The 20,521-nt window shown below is 45.6% G+C and carries 22 protein-coding genes; 15 read left to right on the forward strand and 7 right to left on the reverse strand.

Going from position 1 to position 20,521, the window contains the following annotated elements:
* Positions 1-216: 216 nt before the first annotated feature.
* Both QUB11_RS24665 and QUB11_RS24670 read right to left on the reverse strand, forming a co-directional pair.
* Entirely contained in the window at positions 217-6,234 is a 6,018-nt protein-coding gene (locus QUB11_RS24665) for a response regulator (RefSeq protein WP_445300863.1), read from the reverse strand.
* A 225-nt stretch (positions 6,235-6,459) separates the two neighbouring features.
* Positions 6,460-7,473 (reverse strand): PleD family two-component system response regulator, encoded by a 1,014-nt coding sequence (locus QUB11_RS24670; RefSeq protein ID WP_333200439.1) that lies wholly within the window; start codon positions 7,471-7,473, stop codon positions 6,460-6,462.
* An 837-nt stretch (positions 7,474-8,310) separates the two neighbouring features.
* Between QUB11_RS24670 and QUB11_RS24680 the strand changes: the two genes are divergently transcribed.
* From QUB11_RS24680 to folP, 5 genes are all read left to right on the forward strand, one after another.
* On the forward strand, positions 8,311-9,264 hold the full coding sequence (locus QUB11_RS24680; RefSeq protein ID WP_333157288.1) for a hypothetical protein: 954 nt from the start codon (positions 8,311-8,313) through the stop codon (positions 9,262-9,264).
* A gap of 100 nt (positions 9,265-9,364) precedes the next feature.
* A complete protein-coding gene (locus tag QUB11_RS24685; protein ID WP_006633749.1) occupies positions 9,365-9,550 on the forward strand; it encodes a PCP reductase family protein in 186 nt (61 codons plus the stop codon).
* Positions 9,551-9,625: 75 nt separating this feature from the next.
* Positions 9,626-10,351 (forward strand): triose-phosphate isomerase, encoded by a 726-nt coding sequence (gene tpiA / locus QUB11_RS24690; protein WP_333200477.1) that lies wholly within the window; start codon positions 9,626-9,628, stop codon positions 10,349-10,351.
* Between the two features lie 122 nt (positions 10,352-10,473).
* Positions 10,474-11,034, forward strand: coding sequence for a Uma2 family endonuclease (locus QUB11_RS24695; RefSeq protein WP_333200441.1), 561 nt, complete (start codon positions 10,474-10,476; stop codon positions 11,032-11,034).
* Positions 11,035-11,170: 136 nt separating this feature from the next.
* Positions 11,171-12,040, forward strand: coding sequence for a dihydropteroate synthase (folP, locus tag QUB11_RS24700; RefSeq protein ID WP_333200442.1), 870 nt, complete (start codon positions 11,171-11,173; stop codon positions 12,038-12,040).
* Here folP and QUB11_RS24705 read toward each other — a convergent pair.
* A complete protein-coding gene (locus QUB11_RS24705) occupies positions 12,031-12,870 on the reverse strand; it encodes a stomatin-like protein (protein WP_333139986.1) in 840 nt (279 codons plus the stop codon). The two genes, folP and QUB11_RS24705, sit on opposite strands and share 10 nt — an antisense overlap.
* Positions 12,871-13,061: 191 nt before the next feature.
* On the opposite strand from QUB11_RS24705, the gene QUB11_RS24710 reads away from it, so the two are divergent.
* Complete coding sequence (locus tag QUB11_RS24710) at positions 13,062-13,832, forward strand: tetratricopeptide repeat protein (RefSeq protein WP_333200444.1); 771 nt, start codon at positions 13,062-13,064, stop codon at positions 13,830-13,832.
* Positions 13,833-13,922: 90 nt separating this feature from the next.
* On the opposite strand, the gene aroB is transcribed toward QUB11_RS24710, so the two are convergent.
* Positions 13,923-15,017, reverse strand: coding sequence for a 3-dehydroquinate synthase (aroB, locus tag QUB11_RS24715; protein WP_333391944.1), 1,095 nt, complete (start codon positions 15,015-15,017; stop codon positions 13,923-13,925).
* A 77-nt stretch (positions 15,018-15,094) separates the two neighbouring features.
* On the opposite strand from aroB, the gene petL reads away from it, so the two are divergent.
* From petL to QUB11_RS24730, 3 genes are all read left to right on the forward strand, one after another.
* Positions 15,095-15,196: a cytochrome b6-f complex subunit PetL gene (gene petL / locus QUB11_RS24720; protein ID WP_006633742.1), complete on the forward strand. Its 102-nt coding sequence runs from the start codon at positions 15,095-15,097 to the stop codon at positions 15,194-15,196.
* Between the two features lie 180 nt (positions 15,197-15,376).
* Positions 15,377-15,580 (forward strand): hypothetical protein, encoded by a 204-nt coding sequence (locus QUB11_RS24725; protein WP_190741596.1) that lies wholly within the window; start codon positions 15,377-15,379, stop codon positions 15,578-15,580.
* Positions 15,581-15,582: 2 nt separating this feature from the next.
* Positions 15,583-16,020 (forward strand): hypothetical protein, encoded by a 438-nt coding sequence (locus QUB11_RS24730; protein ID WP_333257565.1) that lies wholly within the window; start codon positions 15,583-15,585, stop codon positions 16,018-16,020.
* 15 nt (positions 16,021-16,035) lie between these two features.
* Here QUB11_RS24730 and QUB11_RS24735 read toward each other — a convergent pair whose 3' ends face one another.
* From QUB11_RS24735 to QUB11_RS24745, 3 genes are all read right to left on the reverse strand, one after another.
* Positions 16,036-16,377 carry an HNH endonuclease signature motif containing protein gene (locus tag QUB11_RS24735; RefSeq protein ID WP_333200450.1) on the reverse strand — a complete coding sequence of 114 codons (342 nt, stop codon included), beginning with the start codon at positions 16,375-16,377 and terminating at the stop codon, positions 16,036-16,038.
* Positions 16,378-16,406: 29 nt separating this feature from the next.
* Positions 16,407-16,727 carry a hypothetical protein gene (locus tag QUB11_RS24740; RefSeq protein WP_333200452.1) on the reverse strand — a complete coding sequence of 107 codons (321 nt, stop codon included), beginning with the start codon at positions 16,725-16,727 and terminating at the stop codon, positions 16,407-16,409.
* Between the two features lie 110 nt (positions 16,728-16,837).
* A complete protein-coding gene (locus tag QUB11_RS24745) occupies positions 16,838-17,071 on the reverse strand; it encodes a hypothetical protein (RefSeq protein ID WP_333200454.1) in 234 nt (77 codons plus the stop codon).
* A 135-nt stretch (positions 17,072-17,206) separates the two neighbouring features.
* Between QUB11_RS24745 and QUB11_RS24750 the strand changes: the two genes are divergently transcribed.
* The 6 genes from QUB11_RS24750 to QUB11_RS24775 all read left to right on the forward strand — a co-directional run bounded on the left by QUB11_RS24750 (position 17,207) and on the right by QUB11_RS24775 (position 20,508).
* Positions 17,207-17,419 carry a helix-turn-helix domain-containing protein gene (locus QUB11_RS24750; protein ID WP_236502947.1) on the forward strand — a complete coding sequence of 71 codons (213 nt, stop codon included), beginning with the start codon at positions 17,207-17,209 and terminating at the stop codon, positions 17,417-17,419.
* A 10-nt stretch (positions 17,420-17,429) separates the two neighbouring features.
* Complete coding sequence (locus tag QUB11_RS24755; RefSeq protein WP_333150720.1) at positions 17,430-17,642, forward strand: helix-turn-helix transcriptional regulator; 213 nt, start codon at positions 17,430-17,432, stop codon at positions 17,640-17,642.
* A gap of 17 nt (positions 17,643-17,659) precedes the next feature.
* Positions 17,660-17,872, forward strand: a complete 213-nt coding sequence (locus tag QUB11_RS24760) for a helix-turn-helix transcriptional regulator (protein WP_333200456.1) — start codon at positions 17,660-17,662, stop codon at positions 17,870-17,872.
* A 125-nt stretch (positions 17,873-17,997) separates the two neighbouring features.
* Entirely contained in the window at positions 17,998-18,534 is a 537-nt protein-coding gene (locus QUB11_RS24765) for a Uma2 family endonuclease (protein WP_333200458.1), read from the forward strand.
* Between the two features lie 123 nt (positions 18,535-18,657).
* A complete protein-coding gene (locus QUB11_RS24770) occupies positions 18,658-19,248 on the forward strand; it encodes a chromophore lyase CpcT/CpeT (RefSeq protein WP_333200460.1) in 591 nt (196 codons plus the stop codon).
* A gap of 111 nt (positions 19,249-19,359) precedes the next feature.
* Complete coding sequence (locus QUB11_RS24775; RefSeq protein WP_333057384.1) at positions 19,360-20,508, forward strand: NAD-dependent epimerase/dehydratase family protein; 1,149 nt, start codon at positions 19,360-19,362, stop codon at positions 20,506-20,508.
* Positions 20,509-20,521: the final 13 nt, after the last annotated feature.

The following is a 20,521-nucleotide window of genomic DNA, read 5'->3' on the forward strand; positions in this document are numbered from 1 at the left end:
ATTACCCCCCCAACCCCCCCTTATTAAGGGGGGGCTAAGACTTCATCCATAGCACATCTTTAGAAAAATGGTATTAGTAATTATTTTAATTGACTTTCATAGATTATACCAATTTCATAAAGTAGCGCTAGATATTACCCCCCCCAACCCCCCCTTATTAAGGGGGGGCTAAGACTTCATCCATAGCACATCTTTAGAAAAATGGTATTAGTTTCGCTATGCTTGTAGTTCTTGTTGGAGAGTATTCTTGACACGATCGTACTCAACCTCGATTTGAGCAAATAGGGATGAGGCTCGATCGAGTTCACCAGAGGTACTCATAACTTCTAGCGTGGCACAAAGCTGGGCCAGAGGAGCCGCGCTTAGGTTCGCACTACTGCCTTTGAGGGTATGGGCCGCTCGGTTTAGGGTTTCAGTATCCGCTTGGACGATCGCTAATTTCATAGCTTCTAGCAACTTTACGCCTTCCTCCAAGTAGCAGTTCGCCAGCAAGCTCAAAATCTGGGTTGAATCTTCATCGATGCTGCTACAGAAGGCTTGCAGTTCTGTGAGGTTAACCGCTGGTACATCAATTTCTGGCTTCTTGCTATCTGATTCCTCCTTTTGGGCCTGCTGCGGTTCGGGGTTGGGTGGACACTGACTCAGCGCTTGGATGAGAGCATCTAGTCGAATTGGTTTACTGATATAGTCATTCATGCCAGCATCAAGACAAACCTGTCGATCGCCCTGCATGGCATTCGCCGTCATTGCAATAATTCGGGGACGAGCATCAGCCGGCCACTCCTCACAAATACGACGGCTGGCTTCTAGCCCATCCATCTCTGGCATTTGTACATCCATCAGCACTACATCATAAGGCTGGCGATTCAGGGCTTCCAAAACTTCTAATCCATTGGCAGCAATATCCGCCCGGTATCCCAAACGCTCTAACAGCAGCAGTGCCACCTTCTGATTCACCAGATGATCCTCTGCTAACAGAATTCGCAGTGGGAGTCTCTCGGCCAGTTTCATATCATCCTGAACAGATATAGGGAGCTGTGGTTGAACTTTTTTCGGTTGAGCTTGTAGCACATGGATCAGTATTTGATAGAGCTGGGATTGTTTGATGGGTTTGCTTAAAAAAGCCGCAAAGTGGGTGGAGAGCGCTGAAGAACTGGCTTCTGGGTAGCCCATTGAAGTCAGCAACACTAGGGGTAAACGGTGGCACTTAGGAAGCTGATGGATTTCTGAGGCGAGTGTCAGGCCGTCCATTTGTGGCATTTGCATATCTAAAATAGCGACATCAAACGTTTCTCCTGTCTCAAGCCAGTTGAGCGCTTCCACAGCCGATTGGGCAGCGCGAATTTGCATCCCCCAAGTCTCGGCTTGCAAAGTCAGAATTTGTCGGTTAATGGGCAGGTCATCGACGATTAATAAACGCTTGCCAGATAGTTCAGGTAGCATTTCACTCGGTTCCGCTAACTCAGTAGCCACAGAGGAAGCCACAATCGTGAAGTAGAAGGTAGAACCCATTGTGACTCGATGAGAATTAGTGGCTAGCCATTTGGGTGAAGGGGTTCCTCCGACGTGACCTCTGGTCTCAACCCACATCATGCCGTTCATCATTTCACTAAGTCGCTTACTAATCGCCAGACCTAAACCTGTCCCTCCATACTGCCGAGTCGTCGAAGCATCTACTTGACTAAAAGACTTAAACAGTCGATCGAGCCGGTTGGCTGGAATACCAATGCCTGTGTCTTGAATGGCAAACTGGATTTCATACAAGCTTTCTGACAAGTTCCCTGGCTCAGAAATTGTTTTGTCAGAATCAACTAGAGAGGCTTCCACGGAAATGGTAACTTCCCCAGTTTCAGTAAACTTAATCGCATTGTTGAGCAAGTTAACTAGAATCTGACGGAGACGGGTGACATCACCCAAAATGAAATTAGGAGTCTTAGGGTGGATCAGGTAGCCCAACTCAATATCCTTCTCATCTGCTTTAACTGCAAGTTGGTCGATCGCACCTTCTATGCAATCTCTCAAGCTCAAGGGATGCTTTTCTAACTCCAGCTTGCCCGACTCAATTTTGGAGAAGTCAAGGATGTCGTTGATGATACTCAGGAGGGTATCCCCACTATTGCGAATCGTCTCGATAAAGTCTCGCTGTTGAGCCTTGAGTTCTGTATCTAGGAGTAGTCCCGTCATGCCAATAACCGCATTCATGGGAGTGCGAATTTCATGGCTCATCATCGCCAGAAATTCACTTTTGGCTCGGTTCGCAGCTTCTGCTTCTCGTCTAGTTTGCTCCAGGGCAAAGTTTTTCAGAGTTAATTCTTCTCGTTGTCGAGTTTCTTGCTCTAGTAATTTGGCTTGAGCCAGAGCAATTCCTACTTGAGTCGCGACGGATTCTAGCAACTCCACTTGATCGGGACTCCAACTACGGTAGCGATCGCACTGGTGCAAACAAATGGCACCATTCGGTTCTCCTTGGTAAGAGGTTCGCACTGCTAATATCGATCTTAATTTGAGACTGGTACAAATTGAATGATCACAGGTGAGCAATGAATCGCAATAGACATCTCGGGAGGCGATCGCTTCATCTTGAGCCATCAACTGTTTTGTATAAGCAGGACTCGCGGCCAGAATGTCATGCTTCCCGCTGGGGGCAGATCCGGGTGCTAGATACTCTGCAACGACAGGAAACTGAGGCTGTGGAGTGTCCTGGTATGTGCGAATTAAGCAGCGACTGACCCCAAAAGTTTGCCCAATCTCAATAGCAGCCGTTTCAAATATCTGCTGAGCATTGAGGCTTTGCCGAATTTCTTGGGTAATTTGCTTCAGCAGTAGGGCTTTTTGCAACTGTCGCTGTAGTGCTTCTTCTGCCTGCTTGCGATCGGTAATATCCTTCATAAAGCAGTGATGCCCCACAAAGACATTTTGCTCGTCATAAGCAGAAACCATCACCAATTGTTTATAGAAGCTGGAGCCATCTTTTCGCATCCCCCTAGCCTCAACCTCAACTCTGCCCTCTCTCAACATCTGTTGATAAGCAGCTACCATTCTCTCAACATCTTCAGGATCAACGGTTCTTGGCCAGTCCATCCCTAGCATTTCCTCCGGCTGATATCCCGTGATGGCGGCATAAGTTCCGTTAACAAACAGATAGCGTCCTTGAGTATCGAGTCGAGAGATGCCTGCTACGGCATTTTCTAGCGCGGCACTCATTTGTTGCAGTTCTGCTTCGGCGCGTTTGCGATCGCTAATTTCAATTAGAATGCAACCCACTGCTACAGGCTGCTCTGCATCCTTGAAAATGGGAAAGTGAGAAACGAGCCAGTGGCGCTTGACACCCGTTTGACTGGATAGTGCTGTGCTAATTTCCAAGTTGATCGAAGGTTTTCCAGTTGCTAAAACCTTTTGTAATAGTTGATTTACACCAGCAGCAAATTCTCCCAAAATATCATCGGTTATCTTACCTAAGTGAGCCTCCACAGAGTGGCCATTAAATTCAGCTAGTGCCTCATTGATTTGTAAAAATCTCAACTGCCGATCGTGGATACACAGCCCCACCCCTGCTAGGGAAGCTCCTTTAAAGAAAGCATTCAATAATTGCTCTCTGGCTTGAATTTCCTGCTCTAAGTTTTTGCGATCGGTAATATCGCTCTGAGAACCAGTCATACGGACAACTTTGCCCGCTTCATCCAAAAGCGCTTGGCCTCGAGCTAGAATCCACTTGTAGCTCCCATCCTTACAAAGAACTCGATGTTCTGTAATATAAAAGGAAGTTTTGCCCTCAAAGTGATCTTGAATTATTTGCATGACGCAACCGAGATCATCGGGATGCACCCGCTTGCTCCATTCGTCCAGGTGATGGGCAATTTCATGATCCTCGTAGCCCAACATTTCTTTCCAGCGAGCCGAGAAGAATACTTCATTGGTGTTGACGTTCCAATCCCATACCCCTTCATTACTACCACGTAGGGCGAGTTCCCACCGCTCTTCACTCGCTTGCAGAGCGACTTCTGCCTCATGCCGTTCAATTTCACTACCTATCCATTGAGCCATCAGCTTCAGTAATTCCACATGGGCAGATTTAAAGCTGTCTGCACGGGGAGATTTACTAGAAAAGCTGAGGGTACTGTAAACTTTGCCTGCAACTAAAACTCGTGTTCCAATATAAGCTTCCATGCCTTGGGCAAGATAGGCAGGATGGTAACGCCATTTTGAGGTGCCTATATGTTCGATGGTTAGGGGTTCATTTGTGTCTAAAGCTTCACAGCACAAAGTTTGCTTAATATCAAGGGCATCACCTGGTTTCAGGACTGCATCGGGCTCGCGCGCAACCATCACCTCATAACGGTTATCTTGCACGCGAGCCAAGATGCCACTTTCAAGCCCAAAATTCTGACATCCCATGTCAATCAACGCTTGGATGCGCTGCTCAAAATTGAGACTTTGGGTAGCAGTGACTTCATATAAAGATCGTATGGCCGCTTCTCTTGTTGTTAGTTCAGCTTCGGCTTGTTTACGTCTCTTAATTTCACCTTTGAGAGATCGATTGATTCTGGATAATTTTTGCGTTCGTTCTTGAACTCGGTGTTCTAATGTGGCGTTGACCTGTTTAATCTCCCTAAACTTTTGATTGAGTGCGATCGCCATCAATTGAAAATTGCGAGCAAGCTCATTGATTTCAGTAACAGAGCTATGTTTCCATTCAAATGTTTCTTCTGAAAGCTTGTTGGGTAAGTCAGCAGTCGCACCAGCTAAATAGGATAATGGCTTGACCAGTCGTTCGCTAACCAGCGTTGCAAACAAAAATGCCAACATGGTGATGACGAGTAGAATAATCAAGTCAGCCTTGTAGCGATTTTGTAAATTTTCTACATAGGGAGAGGCTGGAATTTCTAAGCGTAATCTCCAGTCCAGATCGGAGCTAATTGTAAATTCCTGTATATACAGAGAGTTTTTCCAACGGATCATCGGATTTTTGCCATTGCTAGGAATCCACTGCTGCAAGGTTCCCTCTAAGGTGCGAGTGCTGCCGTTTTTTGACTCCTGAATACTGGTCAAAAGCTTTTGGTCGGATTGATTACTAGCAATGACTCGGTTGTTTTCATCGAGCAGTGTAATCCGTAGTTGCTGATTGTTTCTCTGGAAAATGTAGAGAGCTTTGATATGCCTTAATGCTAATGAACCGTGGATCAGCCCAAGAAAATTCCCTTGAAGTTGCAGGGGTACATTCAATCCTACATGAGGTTCGTCCACTAATATATCTTTGTGGATAGGAGTCATCCAAGGTCTCAACCGCTCTTGAGCCAGGGGAATTAGAGATTGATGTTCCGTGCTTTGTTCCATCAACCGCCGACGGGTTTGATCTAAAGGAGAAGAAGTAGCTAAAATTGTTCCCGATGAATCGGCAACATAAATTTTGTCGAAATCTGGCAACATCTGCTCGATCATGCTAATGTTTTGTTGTAGCTGCTCGGCTGATTTAATCGCTGTATTAGCAGCAGTGGCGGCTTCAGGTATGAGCGATTTTTCAGCTAATGTATTCAAAGCTAAGAGATGTCGCTGATGCCATCTAGATATGGCGCTAGTGAGACTTTTTGCGTTTGTTTGTAACTCCGTTTGCACCGTCGTTTGGATTTGACCAAGAAAGTATCTACCATCAAAAACTAATAGGAGCAGTCCTGGAATAAAGACAAAAGCAACCAACAGATGAAAAATAGTTTGTTGTAAAGAGAGAGCGAGATTTTTTGAATGAGTAACCCACCGATAAATCGGCGCATACGAAATGATTAAGCTGGCAACTAAGGCATTAAAAATGCCGTTGGCTGCTTGTTTGCACATAACGAGTATGGCCTGATTCACGTCCATGTGCATCATTTGAGCGTAGAAAACCCAAACGAGGGGCATTCCAATTAAGAACCAGTAAATCCCATCGAATAAAAGGAGGTTCGGATGTTTGCACTTCTTGCAAAGAAACCCTACAAACAGAGCCTCAATTACCAAAATAATCGTGGCGTATGGATGATGCCAAAGGATATAAGTATAGCTGCCTGCTATTATACCAGCCAAGCCTCCCCAGCCCCAGCCGAAATAGTAAGTAATAATTAGTATGGGAATACTGCCAAAGAGGAAATCAACCCCAAATAAAAGAGACACACTGAAATAGTTGCCCAGAACACCCGCACCAGTGAGAAGGGCGATCGCACCTAACCATCTTTTATTACGCATTGAGCTAGCCCCTCGCATAAACTTTTATAATCGCTAGTTGCTGAATATGACCTGATTCCGATAAAAAAAACGCCATAGAGCCGATCTGTTATTTACCTGAAAATTTCCCTGAAGATCGCACCACCGATTATTTAAGCTTTAATACTACAACCAATGCTTACTCATGCAGGACTTGATATTTCGCTCAACTTTTAAGAAAAAATTATTCCAAATTACGAGAGGTATAGTTTTTGATCTTATGATTTAATGAGTGAACTCCTTAACTGTATGAGTCTTGGTACAAAAAGTATTACGACCTTGGTCTTTGGCTTGATAAAGTGCTGCATCGGCAGCAGTAATTAAAGTTTCTGGCAGGCACTCTTGGGTGGGAATCACAGTGGTAATACCGAAGCTGAGCGTAATGCAATGATTCGGAGAACTCTTATGGACTATTGCTAAAGCTTGGACGCAAGCCTGAATTTTTTTAACGATTTGGACGGCTCCCTCAAGCTCTGTTTCGGGCAAAATCACTACAAATTCTTCACCTCCATAACGTGCGACTAAATCTCCAGCTCGATTAATACTGCGATTGAGAGCTGCGGCCACTTGCTGTAAACATACATCCCCTGCTTGGTGTCCATAAGTATCGTTGTAAGGCTTGAAGAAATCGATATCACACAAAATTAGTGACAAAGGAGTTTGCTGCCTCGTCATGCGTCGCCACTCCTGCTCTAGCTGTTCGTCAAATTGACGGCGATTGGCAATCTGAGTCAAACCATCCATTGACGCTAGGTATTTTAATTGTCGATTGGCGGCCTCTAGCTGCTTGTAAAGTAGAGTTTGTTGCTGTTGCAAGTGGAATTGCTGAATCAACCGCCGCACTCTCTGTCGCAGAACAGCCCAGTGAATTGGTTTGGTTATATAGTCAGCCGCTCCTGCTGCAAACGCTCGATCGACAGATTCTTTATCTTCTAAGCTAGTAATCATCAAAATAGGTGGGCGATCGCTCTGAGGCACTTCAGATAATTTTTGACAACAAGCAAAACCATCCATAGTAGGCATCACTGCATCTAGCAGTATCAGGTCTGGATGTACTTCCTCATAAGCTGCTAGCCCTGTCAACCCATCACTAGCTTCGGCCACGCGGTATTTTTCCTTCTGTAAATACAGTCGAAGTTGCAAACGAATCAAGGCATCGTCATCGACGATAAGAATTAGAGAGGACGGTTCCGTAGATGGATTAGTCGAAATGGCTGAGTCTTCTAATGATTGATACATACGTCAGGGTGTATCTTAAACTTTGGAAACATTCTAGCCTAGCATATTTTGACCGTGGGATGGAAAGTGAAAACTTGGCAAATATGTCATAAATTATACACCAGATAAGCTGCCGCAACAACATCCTAGGCAGCGTCCGGTTTGTTAAACCAACAGCCACAGTCAACTTAAAATTTATCGCTTTTTTTCGGAGATATAAAGTCTGGTCACTTGCGCTAATTTTTGTAAATATGTAATTATTTTGGGGGCATTAAACAGTTTTTACAACGTCGAGGGATCTTTGACGAACGATCGCCTGTTATCTGGCGATCGCTCGTGGGACAATATGCTATATTTCTCAACTTAATTCAGCCTTTTTCGGGTGCATCAAATTCCTGCCTCATTTTTAAGCGATCGTCCGATCTATTTTTGGGGAATACATCTGATGGTCACACTATCACGTATAGCTTCGCCCTTGGTTGAGCGTTGGTTCGCACCAGGAAGCACAGAGTGCAAAAAGGCGTAAGCTTTGTTAACAAACATTTACAGCGTTCTGCGCGATCTGGGATAGGTGTTTTCTCTCCTTTCTCCCAATAATCCCCCCAGATATTGTCTAAACTCCTGTCTTTGGGTTTGAGTCGGGAACACATCGTCAAAGCGTTGGAATCATCTTTCAAAGCATGGGCGGATGGAAGCTATACTATAGGAATTCTCGCATCATTTGTGAATTTCTTACGGACTCCCCGCGAGTTCGGGGAGGGTTGGGGTGGGGTAAAAAATTTATGACTCCTGCAAGCATTGCTATATATACTATAATCACTGGGAAACAGTAAATTAACTTGATGGATCTCACTTACTATGGAAGTAGCACTGCCTGATTTTTCTCAAAGCTTTCAAAAAACGAAAGAAGTTTGGACAGAACAAGTCGGAAAAGCAATGAATTCTGTTTCCGAAGCAACAGCCGAAGCTAAATCTTCTCTCTCTGAAACTGCGTATCAGGCAAAAGAAGCTCTGACTCAAACTACGAATTCTGCCGTTAATACTGTTAATCAAACTACGAAGAATGCTTTAGGTACTGTAGCGGAGAAAACCGAAAAAGCGAGGATTTCTATATCTGAAGTCACGAATCAAGCCGTTAGTGCAGTCAGTGAAAGTACCAACAAAGCTGTTGATGCTGTTTCTCACTCTGCGGCAACGGCCAAAGAAACTATTAATCAAACTACTAACTCTGCGGTTAATACTCTGAATCAAAGCACTAGCCAAGCTGTAGAGAGTGTAAATATAGCTACAGAAAAGGCTAAGGCTTCATTAGAAGATAGCATTAACAAGGCGGCAAATATGAGCGGTGCCGCTTCAGATGCCATTCAAAACGCTATCAATGGTACTGTCAAAGATTGGATTGATTCTCACCCTGTAGTCTTCTGGTTGGTGAGTCATCCGCTGATATCTTTAGCAATGTTGCTACTATTTATATTCATGATCTTGGGTTTATTGCAGGCTTTAGGTAGCTTTTTTGCAGAAGGATGGTTATTTATTCTGCAAAGCCCTGGAAAAATTATGCAAGGGGTTTGGAGTGTCGGCTCTAAATCTGTAAGTAATTTTGGTGGAGTGGCCGTAAACTCATTGGTTTCAAAGAATCCCGAAGATAAAAATAATTCAGCTTTACAATTGAGGGGAGTTGAATCAAACAGTTTGGAGTCTCAGGAACGACTTGCTAATATTTTGACAAGGTTGGAGGCAATTCGAGAAGAGCAGAATCAGCTTTTACAAGAAGCGTCGGCTATTTTAGGCAACAAATTTAAGGCAGAGTGAGAAGGTGTGGGGCGATCGCAACTCGTGGTAAATTTAATACATCCAGGCTTTCCATCAAAGCCAGATCCATGAAGGCTTGTAGTCGATCGCTCAAAACGCCATGCCCGATTCCGAATTTTCCGATGATTTAAAATGGACGCCAGAAGCCAAGGCGAAGCTGAAAAATATTCCCTACTTTGTCCGGGGACAAGCTCGCGTCCGCATCGAGCAGTTGGCCCGCGAAGCCGAAACCGAAGTCGTCACCGTTGACTTAGTTGAGCAAGCTCGCATCGAGTTTGGGCAATAAGGGCTCGAAATGTACCCTAAAGCTTTAAACTATAAGTTGCCTGATTTTGATGTTCACAGAGCTACTGAGTCACCCGTGCGGAAAATAGTTATTGCTGGCAACTGGAAAATGTACAAAACTAGGACTGAATCCCTAGAGTTTCTTCAAGGATTCATGTCCTGCCTGACGGAAACCCCAGAGGAACGGGAAGTCGTGCTTTGCGTTCCCTTCACTTCCTTGGCTGTCCTGTCGAAAAATTTGCACGGCAGCCGGATCAGACTCGGTGCTCAGAACGTCCACTGGCAAGAGTCTGGAGCTTTTACTGGGGAAATTTCCGGGCCAATGCTGAGTGAACTTGGTGTCCGTTATGTCATCATCGGCCACAGCGAGCGACGCCAATATTTTGGGGAAACTGACGAAACGGTCAATTTGCGGCTAAAAGCGGCTCAGAAATACGATTTAATTCCGATTCTGTGCGTTGGGGAAACCAAGCAGCAGCGAGATGCAGGGGAAACTGAATCTCACATTTTTTCTCAATTGGAAAAAGATTTGGTTGATGTTGACCAAAATAAGTTGGTAATTGCTTACGAGCCGATTTGGGCGATTGGCACTGGCGATACTTGCGAAGCTAAGGAAGCTAACCGAGTTATTGGTTTGATTCGCAGTAAATTGACTAATCCTGGCGTGCCAATTCAGTACGGCGGCTCCGTCAAACCGGAGAATATTGATGAAGTTATGGCGATGCCTGAGATTGACGGGGTTTTGGTTGGTGGTGCTAGTTTGGAAGCTGCGAGTTTTGCTCGAATTGTCAATTATCAGTAATAGGTAATTGCTAATAGGTAATTGCTAAGTGGTAAGTGGGACCAGGGCAGCGGGAATTAAACAGCGATCGCCTACAATTGTGATGTGCCGTTCAGTGTTTCTCGGATCGGGAGAATTAACCTATGACTGCGATCGTTAAACCCAAACCCGCCTTAGATGAGTTCCTCAAACTTCCTGAAACTGAACCGGCCTCAGAATTTCTTGAGGGACAAATCATTCAGAAGCCCATGCCTCAAGGTGAACACAGCGTACTTCAAGGTGAACTCTGCAAGACTATCAATCAAGTAGCGAAAACTCGGAAAATTGCCAATGCTTTTCCCGAGTTGCGCTGCACTTTTGGCGGGGCATCAATCGTGCCAGATGTAGCAGTATTCCGATGGGAAAGAATTCCTTTTTTGCCATCTGGTAGAATTGTTAACCGCTTTGACATTAATCCCGACTGGTCGATAGAAATTCTATCTCCCAACCAAAGCCAAACAAAAGTGCTGAGTAACTTGCTCCACTGTTCGCGAAACGGCACTGAGTTGGGGTGGTTACTAGACCCAGAAGAAGAGAGTATTTTGGCAGTATTTCCCGGACAAAAAGTAGAACTGTATAAAGGTGCAGCTCTGTTGCCAATAATTGATAAAATTGAATTAGAATTGACAGTTGATACTGTTTTTAGCTGGTTAAGTTTTGGTTGAACAGTGTTGGACGCATTAAGACTCAAAGAAACCGGGTTTTTTACAGAATCTGTGGGTTGCAACCAAATATTGTCGTGAAAAAACCCGGTTTCTGGCTACCCGTGCGTCCAGTCCGATATCAAATCCCACGATCGCCATGACAAATAACCCAGAAAAAATTACAATTAGAAATAAAGCTTTCGAGTGGGGAAAACGCACTTATCTAATGGGCGTTTTGAATGTTACCCCTGATAGTTTTAGTGACGGGGGAGATTTCTCTACCATAGAATCTGCTTTAGCGCAAGCGGAAAACATGGTAAAGTCGGGGGTAGATATTATTGATATTGGCGGTCAATCTACTCGGCCCGGTGCAGCGGAAATATCATTAGGAGAGGAGATCGATCGCGTTATACCTGTAGTACAAATACTGCGACAAAAAGCAGATATTTTTGGCTCAGTTCCTATTTCGGTAGATACTACCAGAGCGCAGGTTGCGAAAGCTGCGGTAGAGGCGGGAGCTGATATAATTAACGATATTTCGGGAGCAACTTTTGACTCGGAAATGCTGTCAACGGTTGCTCAGTTAAAAGTGCCAATAATTTTGATGCACATTCGGGGAACTCCCCAGACGATGCAACAACTCACAGATTATCGCGATTTAATGGGGGAAATTGGGGAATTTTTCGAGAGTCGAATTGCGGCAGCAGTTGCGGCGGGGATTGACAAATCTCAAATAATTCTCGACCCTGGTATTGGCTTTGCCAAGACTTACAGTCAAAACTTAGAAATTCTGCGAGAGTTGCGAAAATTCCGTGTTTTAAACTGTCCGATTTTAGTCGGAGTATCGCGAAAAAGCTTCATCGGTCACATTTTGAATCAGCCAGAAGCGAAACAAAGAGTTTGGGGGACAGCGGCGGCTTGTACAGGTGCGATCGCAAATTTGGCAGATATCTTGCGAGTACACGATGTCAGAGAAATGCACGATGTTTGTCTGGTTGCCGACGCTATCTTCAGGAATCAGTCTTGAGAAGTGTTAGTCTCGATAACTGTTATTTGGCTGCCCTCAGAAGGAGGCGTCACATCGGGCATAGAACCCATCAGTTCGCCCAGAGCTTCGCTCATGCTTCTGGGGTCCATAAACAGAATTTTGGCATTGTCGCTTTCGCCCAATTTTTGTTGAGCGTCTAAGTATTTTTCCGTTACTAAGTAATTCAAAACTTGCTTGCTATTGGGATGGGAGTCTAAAGCTTCAACTAAGAGCCTCATATACTCCTTAGTACCGATCGCCTTATTGACCATTGCTTGCCACTCGCTCTTGGTAGCGCGCTCCAATTCCATAGCTTCTTGCACCCTTTTCGGAGGTGTAATGCTTTGAATTTCCACCCGAATTACTTTGACACCCCAAGTTTCGGTAGCTTCGTCCAACTTTTTGAGTAACTTTTTATTCATGTCATCTCGGGAACCCAAGATGTCTTGCATGGGCAATCGACCAATTTCAGCGCGAAACGTCGTTAAAACTAAGTTGGCGATCGCATTTTCAATTTGATCGATTCCATAATAAGCTTTCTGTAAATTCACAACCCGCCAATACACAACGGCATCGACTTCGAGAGCCACATTATCTCCCGTGATTGCTGATTGAGGTTTAATGTCTAAAACTCTTTCACGGCTTGTGTCCACGCAGACGACTTTTTCGACCAGGGGACTGATAAAGTGGAATCCTGGCTTGAGGGTGCGCTTGTATTGACCCAAACGTTCCACTAAAGCTTCGTCGCCACCGCTGACTATTTTGACGCTTGAGTTAACAGCGTAGCCGAGGATGAGCGCAAAGAGCATGGTAAGAATAGACTGCCCCATTTCTATTTTCCTGCTAAGGTTGACTGAGAATCGATCGGAATTCTACTCTAATTTAACTCAAACTCGGCCCCGCAGTGCTAAAATATCTCGACTGTTAATAACTAACTATTTCATCGGGTGGGCCCCATCGGCTCCGACTCTTACGGCCCTAGTGAAACCCAGGATATCAACAACACGTTTCCACAAAAGACATGAAAAACGATCGAGAGTTTCCCTGGTTCAAACCTTTGAGGTGGATTGCCCCAAGCATTTTGGTGGGTGCAGGAATCTGCAGTGTCGCAGTGGCCCAACCGGCCGGGGCTGAGACAATCGCCCTGCAACTCTCGCAAAACTTGCAATCGCAGAACTTGCAGCCATCGCGCCGAGGCCCTGCTGTTCGGGAAGTTCTGTCCTACGAGATGAAGGGAGACGAACTCAGGATTTGCAAGCAGGAAGGCAACTCCGAGAAAAAGTGCCAAGTTGTAGGTAAAGGCTACACGATGGGTTTGAGAACGGCCAACGACCTTTACGGTCAAGGAAATGCTGTCAATGCCGAAGCTTTGTACCGGCAACTAATCGCTCGCTATCCCAAAGAAGCGGATGCTTATTACAAGTTGGGAACTATGCTGTCGGGACAAGGTAAAATGAGCGATGCGATCGCTCTATTCCAAAAAGCAATTGAAGTCAACCCGCAGCACGCCAAAGCTCACAACGATTTAGGCGTGGCGATGGCAAGTCAGGGGCAGTTGCCCGAGGCAATTGTTCAGTGGAGACAAGCCGTTAAAATTAACGATCGATATCCCGATGCTTTAAACAATTTAGGAGTTGGTTTGTACCAACAAGGAGACAAGGAAAACCAAGCGGAGGCAGTAGCCAGCCTAAAAAAAGCTAAGGAGTTATTTATCAAGCAAGGCAGAACTCAAGCGGCTAACAGAGTAGATAAAATCTTGGAGGAAATTAATTCGCGGTCGAGCGGCTCTTAAGCTGCATTGGTTATTGGTTATTAGTTATTGGTTATTAGAACAAACAAATAACTACTAACTACTGACTACTGACTACTGACTACTGACTTCCTAAAGCATTTCCTTCAAAACTTGTATAATCAAATCCCCATCCACCCGATCGCTCACAGCAGCCTCACCCAAGCGCACCGGCAGCACAAACCGCACCTTGCCATCCTGCACCTTCTTATCCAGTTGCAAAGTATGCAAAATTTCCTCAACATCCACACCCGCCGGCAATTTGGCAGGTAAACCCGCTTTTTCAATTAAAGCAGATTGACGGCGATCGCACTCAGCATCCCACATTCCCAACTCCACAGCCAATCGGCTTGACGCAGCCATACCGATAGCCACTCCTTCCCCGTGATTGATCACCTTGTAATTGGTCAAACTTTCCACAGCATGACCGATGGTGTGTCCGTAATTCAAAATCGCCCGCAAACCCGATTCCTTCTCGTCTTTGCTTACCACCTCAGCCTTAGCTTGGCAAGACCTGCTCAAAATTTCAGCCAACAAATCCGCCTTCACATAGCGCATTTGATCCAAACGCTTGCAATTCTCCAACTTCCCGAAAAGTTCAGCATCCCAAATCACCCCGTACTTGATGACTTCCGCCATCGCCGACCGAAACTCCCTCGCCGGCAGAGTTTTGAGTACATCCGGGTCAATCAAAACCAAACGTGGCTGGTGAAAAGCCCCGATTAAATTCTTCCCTAAAGGATGATTTACCCCCGTTTTGCCGCCAATAGAAGCATCAACCATCGCCAGCAGCGAAGTCGGAACCTGTACGACATTAATTCCCCGCAGCCAAGTCGCCGCAGCAAAACCCGTCATATCGCCAACCACCCCGCCGCCCAAAGCCACCATTGTCGAGGAACGTTCTAAGCGGTTTTCCAAAGCCGCACCGTAAATTTTCTGTACCGAATTTAAAGTTTTGTACTGCTCTCCCGGTGGTAAAATGCAGCTACTGACTTCCAAACCGGCTGATTCGAGGGCTGCTGTTGCTCTTTCGCCGTACTGCCGAAAAATCGACTGATTCGACACCAGCAGCACTTTTTTGCCCAAACTTAGATCGCCCATCAGACTGCCGAGTTCGTCTAAGCCGCCCGATCGCACGCAAACATTGTAAGATTGTGGCCCCAAGTCAACTTTAATTATGGATTGCATATTTATCTAATTTAGATATTAGATTTTAGATTATAGTTCTTATAGGTCTTTTTATTGATTTTTTTGGAGAAATTGCCATGACTCTTAGCGGAGCAATAACTTATTTTGGGATTTTTGGCGGCATGATCGGCTTGGCGACAGTGCTGATGTTTGGTCTGCGGGCTGTCAAACTCATCTAATTTGCTAATTTAGATGTCTCAACCAGAGGATTTAATCTCTGGCAAAAGTATCAGTTCGACAAGGTATTTGCGCCACAAATCTCTAGGTTTATCTGTAGATTGACGGCGCAAATGCTTCGACGACTAATATAACTTTAGGCTAGAATTGATTAATTTGATATTTGACTTATTGACAATTGCATGACCAATACTAATGAATCCAACCCAGAAGATACCTCTTGGCACGCAGCAACAGATCCAGAAAAGTGTTTGGAAATGGAACGAAAGTATGGATGGAAGTTGCTGCGAATTAAGAGAGTCGGAGGAGATATTTTAAAAGTCAATTGTATCTTTAAAGGACAAACTCGCTTTCCTAACTATCTAGAAAATGAGGATGAAGATTAATTATGCGGAAATATATCATTTTTAAGGCTCAATCGATGTCAGCAGAAGGCTGGGAAAATAGAATGTTGGCTCACACTGGGGCAACAACTGATATTCTCTGCGAGTATTATGATTCCTCTGACGAACCCCTACCTCAACCGGGGAATCGTCCCTACGAGTTTTACCGGATTGAAGAGTTCGACGATCCGCAATTCCCCGATAGCGATACTCACTATCGAGTCGGAGATTGGGAAGTTGTCAGGGTTGAACAATACCCCACTGAGGCACCAGGAAGCAACTACGATTTGATTGCTGTATGTTATTGTCAGTACGCACCTAAACCTAGTCCGCTGATGCCAGTCCCAAGTGCTGGTATTTCGATCGACTCGTTTGGAGGAGATGAGGCAGCTTATCAGCAATATCTTGAGAGTAATGCTAAATCTGAGGTTTATTCACCTTGAGGATGAGAAGATGACTTATTCTAATTGACGAGCATCTTCAGCAGGTGGATGCCAACCACCTTCTACCCAAAACCTGCGCGATCGCCGAATCGAATCCTTTTCATCATAACGTTCATCATTAAGGTCAAGCCGATTGCAAGTTGCTCGACCTATGGGAGTTTTAGGGACAATATTTAGACCATCTGCTGTCCCGATAAAATGTTCTGACCACTGCTGCTGACGAGGATTAAATAATAAACATTCTTGCGGAGTTTCCTGGTCAATTCCGTTGGTAAAATTGTAGTGGCGTTCGTTGCAGCGACGGCAAGCTAATGCTAAATTTTCACTGTCATCAGATCCGCCGAGACATTTGGGCATGAGATGATCTATGGTAAAGCGATCTGGGCTTAGATATTCTGGAGAGTGGCAGTATTCGCAGAGATATTTAGCTCGTTGTCGCATAAATTGTCGAGTGCGATCGCACACCATTTAGCTTGGGTGGAAAGTTGGGCGTTAATCAAGGTAAAAATTCGGGATAGTTCGATGATGCCAGCTAATTCGGGAAGTTCATCGACAGTTAACAAATCTAGTCTTTTTCTCTCTAGCAGTTCTTCCATGCGAGATTGGAGATCGTCGGTAAATCTGAATAAGTAAATATTCCCAAATTCTACCATTTTGATGCCTTGGGGCATCAAAGAAGAAGGTTTTACCATTAATTGAGTATTCATAGGGATCGAAGCTCTCAGATACTCTTGAAATATTGTAGCTTATCAGTTGTCAAGTGGATTTAAGGAAAGAGCGATCGCACTTGCTATAAAACACGATCGCTCCTGATTAATTACAACATTCGTTCTAATTGAGTCGATCGAACTTCTGCCAATTTCTCAGCCCCTGTCGTATCAAAAACGATCGCGTGTTTAGCCGTCGGCAACAACCGCTGTAAAATCTGTATGTATCCCTCCGCATCGCCCCGGCGGTGGAACCTTGCCACAACCAATCGCTGCATATTTGGCAATTGCCGCACGATACACCAGGGATGAGCGTTTAATTTGGGCTTGGATGTTGGTATCATAGGGTAATCCTTCCCCACGTTCGTGGGGTGTGGTAGAAAAGGCGATCGCCCTTAAGTTTTCGAGGCTAGGAGGGCGATCGTTTTTAGTGTACATAGATATCATATGTTGCATACGCATCAATGTCAAGTTAAAACATGGGATACGTTAGACTGCGGATTCGAGAACTAGCTGAGCAAAAGGGTTGGACACTAAAGCAAGTTGCCGATCGATCCGGAGTTAATTACAACACTGTCAGAAGCTACGTTCAGCGCGATACTTTAAACACGGTCGATCTTTCTGCTGTCTACAAAATTGCCCGCGCCTTCGACGTGACAATGGAAGATTTGGTCGAGATTTTGGAAGATTGAGGGCGCACCAATGGGGCGAGTTCGACTAAAGATTCGAGAGTTGGCAGAAGAAAAGGGCTGGACGCTGCAAGACGTGGCAGATCGCTCAGGGGTTAATTACAACACGGTTAAAGGGTACGCTAGACGCGATGATGGGATGAGTATGGTCGATCTGAGTGCCGTTCAGAAGATCGCCCTTGCTTTTGATGTCATGATTGAAGATTTGGTCGAGTTTTTGGAATAGTAAGGGCGATCGCGCTAATGGGATATGTTAGATTGCGGATTCGAGAACTAGCTGAGCAAAGAGGTTGGACGTTCAAAGAAGTTGCCGATCGATCCGGAGTCAACTACAACACTGTCAGAAGCTACGGGAGGCGCGATGCTTTGAATACAGTCGATCTTTCTGCTGTCTACAAAATTGCCCGCGCCTTCGACGTGACAATGGAAGATTTGGTCGAGATTTTGGAAGATTGAGGGCGCACCAATGGGGCGAGTTAGACTAAAAATTCGAGAGTTGGCAGAAGAAAATGCATTGATTTTGCGATATAATGCAGTAGAGTTTTGCGCGTGACAAGCGCAGTGAAGTCCTTCTAAAAAACATGGTTCAGTCCATTGCAACAGTTTCACTAGAAGAGTTTCTTGCTCAACCAAATATTGAGTCTTCGCCCGCATGGGAATTGATGGCTGGGCGGGCAGTTCAAAAAACTATGCCAACTCTGTTTCACTCGCGACTGCAAAACAACTTGGTTAACTATATCAATGATCGTACCGATAGATTTGAAGCAGTCCCAGAATTGCGCTGCTTGGTACCTCCCCATTCACCAGTGCCAGATATCGCGATCGTAGCGTGCGATCGGCTTCCTGATGAAGACGGGCCGTTTGATGGAGCGCCAGATTGGTTGATTGAAATTCGATCGCCAAATCAAAGCACTTTAGACTTGCAGAATAAGATTCTCCTTTGCCTTAGCAATGGAACGCAATTAGCATGGTTAATAGATTTATCTCGCCAACAAGTTTGGGTATGGCAGGGCGATAACCTACCCCTAGTTTGTTCGGGAGCAGACATTTTGCCAACAGTAAGTATTGTACCCGAACTTACTGTTGATGCTGTGATGGCAATGACGCGGCGACAATAGGGGGTTTTTAACACTCCAACTCTGAATAATTGTCGCAGAATTTCGTCGGACGCGCCCTTTCCCCTAAAATAATTTTTACTAGATCCCCAATCCAAAATCTAAAATCTAAAATCTAAAATCGAAATGACTCATTCCACCGATATCGTCACTCTCGCCCGCTGGATGGCCGCCGACTTCAGCAACCAAGCCCAAGCCTTTGAAAACCCGCCATTCTTCGCCCACATCCGCGTCTGCATGAGGCCTTTACCCGTCGAAGTTCTGGATGGGCTCAGCTTGTACCTAGAACAAGCCTACGATATTGAACTGCACGTACCGTACCGAGTCCGAGTTTTGAAATTAGTCCCGGTGGGCGATCGAATCGACATCGAAAATTATGCCATAGAAAACGAAGAACAATTCTACGGCGCGGCCCGCGACCCGCAACGGCTGCAAGAAATCAAAAAAGCACAACTGACTCTACTTCCCGGATGCACCTTTATTACGCAGTGGACGGGCAACAGCTTCAAAGGGTCTGTCGAACCCGGAAAAGGCTGCATGGTGGTCAGAAAGGGCAAAAAAACCTATCTAGACAGCGAATTTGAGATTGACCAAGACAAATTTATTAGCCACGATCGCGGACGTGACCCAGAAACCGACGCCCACGTCTGGGGAGCCCAGGCCGGCCCCTTTGAATTCACCCGCCGGGCCAGTTTCGCCGACGAAATTCCGGTTTAATCCAAAAAAACAGAGTCCCTCCTGGGCGAACACGCGCTTATTAAAGGTTCAGAATGCACCAATACCTGGTACATTAACCCAGTATTGGCAAGCAAGATTCACCGTTGATTTATGAAAGTCCTGGTTATTGGTGGCGATGGCTATTGCGGTTGGGCAACCGCACTCTACCTTTCTAACAAAGGTTACGAAGTTGGCATCCTCGACAGCTTCGTGCGGCGGCACTGGGATCTGGAACTGTGCAGCGACACCCTCACTCCCATCGCACCGATTCAGCAACGACTCCAGCGATGGCAAGATTTAACGGGCAAGTCGATCGACTTGTTCGTCGGTGACATCACCAACTACGATTTTCTCAGCAAAAGCATGAGAAAATTTGCACCAGAGGCGATCGTCCATTTCGGCGAACAGCGTTCGGCACCTTTCTCAATGATCGATCGCGAACACGCAGTCCTCACCCAAGTCAATAACGTCGTCGGGACACTCAACCTGCTGTACGCCATCCGCGAAGACTTCCCCGATTGTCACCTAGTGAAATTGGGGACAATGGGCGAATACGGCACGCCGAATATTGACATTGAAGAAGGCTACATTACGATCGAACACAACGGCCGCAAGGATACACTACCCTATCCCAAACAACCAGGCAGTTTCTACCACCTGTCAAAAGTCCACGACTCCCACAACATCCATTTTGCTTGCAAAATCTGGGGTTTAAGAGCCACCGACTTAAATCAGGGCGTAGTCTACGGCGTGCTCACAGATGAAACCGGCATGGATGAACTGTTGATCAACCGTTTGGACTACGACGGAGTATTCGGTACAGCATTGAACAGATTTTGCATCCAAGCTGCGATCGGTCATCCTCTGACAGTTTACGGCAGTGGCGGACAAACCCGCAGCTTCTTAGACATTCGGGATACCGTGCGGTGCGTGGAATTGGCTCTAGCCAACCCCGCCGAAGCCGGACAATTCCGCGTCTTCAACCAATTCACCGAACAATTCAGCGTCGGCGACTTAGCCTCCTTGGTGCAAAAAGCAGGCATGGCAATGGGATTAAAAGTAGAAATCAACAACATCGAAAATCCCAGAGTCGAGAAAGAAGAACATTATTTCAATGCCAAAAACACCAATTTGCTAGACCTCGGTTTGCAACCGCACTACCTCTCAGATTCCCTGCTCGATTCTCTGCTGAATTTTGCTACAAAATATCAGCACCGTGTCGATAAAAACCAGATTTTGCCGAAGGTTTCTTGGAAGTAATTTCTGGTATCTA

The sequence above is a fragment of the Microcoleus sp. B6-A1 genome (assembly GCF_036705085.1).
Taxonomy (GTDB): domain Bacteria; phylum Cyanobacteriota; class Cyanobacteriia; order Cyanobacteriales; family Microcoleaceae; genus Microcoleus.

Coding starts and splice junctions, on each gene's coding strand:
- QUB11_RS24725 (WP_190741596.1), top strand. CDS start 15,377: ATGACCAATACTAATGAATCCAACCCAGAAGATACCTCTTGGCACGCA.
- QUB11_RS24775 (WP_333057384.1), top strand. CDS start 19,360: ATGAAAGTCCTGGTTATTGGTGGCGATGGCTATTGCGGTTGGGCAACC.
- QUB11_RS24685 (WP_006633749.1), top strand. CDS start 9,365: ATGCCCGATTCCGAATTTTCCGATGATTTAAAATGGACGCCAGAAGCC.
- QUB11_RS24665 (WP_445300863.1), bottom strand. CDS start 6,234: ATGCGAGGGGCTAGCTCAATGCGTAATAAAAGATGGTTAGGTGCGATC.
- QUB11_RS24710 (WP_333200444.1), top strand. CDS start 13,062: ATGAAAAACGATCGAGAGTTTCCCTGGTTCAAACCTTTGAGGTGGATT.
- QUB11_RS24750 (WP_236502947.1), top strand. CDS start 17,207: ATGGGATACGTTAGACTGCGGATTCGAGAACTAGCTGAGCAAAAGGGT.
- folP (WP_333200442.1), top strand. CDS start 11,171: ATGACAAATAACCCAGAAAAAATTACAATTAGAAATAAAGCTTTCGAG.
- QUB11_RS24745 (WP_333200454.1), bottom strand. CDS start 17,071: ATGATACCAACATCCAAGCCCAAATTAAACGCTCATCCCTGGTGTATC.
- petL (WP_006633742.1), top strand. CDS start 15,095: ATGACTCTTAGCGGAGCAATAACTTATTTTGGGATTTTTGGCGGCATG.
- QUB11_RS24765 (WP_333200458.1), top strand. CDS start 17,998: ATGGTTCAGTCCATTGCAACAGTTTCACTAGAAGAGTTTCTTGCTCAA.
- aroB (WP_333391944.1), bottom strand. CDS start 15,017: ATGCAATCCATAATTAAAGTTGACTTGGGGCCACAATCTTACAATGTT.
- QUB11_RS24670 (WP_333200439.1), bottom strand. CDS start 7,473: ATGTATCAATCATTAGAAGACTCAGCCATTTCGACTAATCCATCTACG.
- QUB11_RS24770 (WP_333200460.1), top strand. CDS start 18,658: ATGACTCATTCCACCGATATCGTCACTCTCGCCCGCTGGATGGCCGCC.
- QUB11_RS24735 (WP_333200450.1), bottom strand. CDS start 16,377: ATGCCCAAATGTCTCGGCGGATCTGATGACAGTGAAAATTTAGCATTA.
- QUB11_RS24760 (WP_333200456.1), top strand. CDS start 17,660: ATGGGATATGTTAGATTGCGGATTCGAGAACTAGCTGAGCAAAGAGGT.
- QUB11_RS24730 (WP_333257565.1), top strand. CDS start 15,583: ATGCGGAAATATATCATTTTTAAGGCTCAATCGATGTCAGCAGAAGGC.
- QUB11_RS24705 (WP_333139986.1), bottom strand. CDS start 12,870: ATGGGGCAGTCTATTCTTACCATGCTCTTTGCGCTCATCCTCGGCTAC.
- QUB11_RS24695 (WP_333200441.1), top strand. CDS start 10,474: ATGACTGCGATCGTTAAACCCAAACCCGCCTTAGATGAGTTCCTCAAA.
- QUB11_RS24755 (WP_333150720.1), top strand. CDS start 17,430: ATGGGGCGAGTTCGACTAAAGATTCGAGAGTTGGCAGAAGAAAAGGGC.
- QUB11_RS24680 (WP_333157288.1), top strand. CDS start 8,311: ATGGAAGTAGCACTGCCTGATTTTTCTCAAAGCTTTCAAAAAACGAAA.
- QUB11_RS24740 (WP_333200452.1), bottom strand. CDS start 16,727: ATGAATACTCAATTAATGGTAAAACCTTCTTCTTTGATGCCCCAAGGC.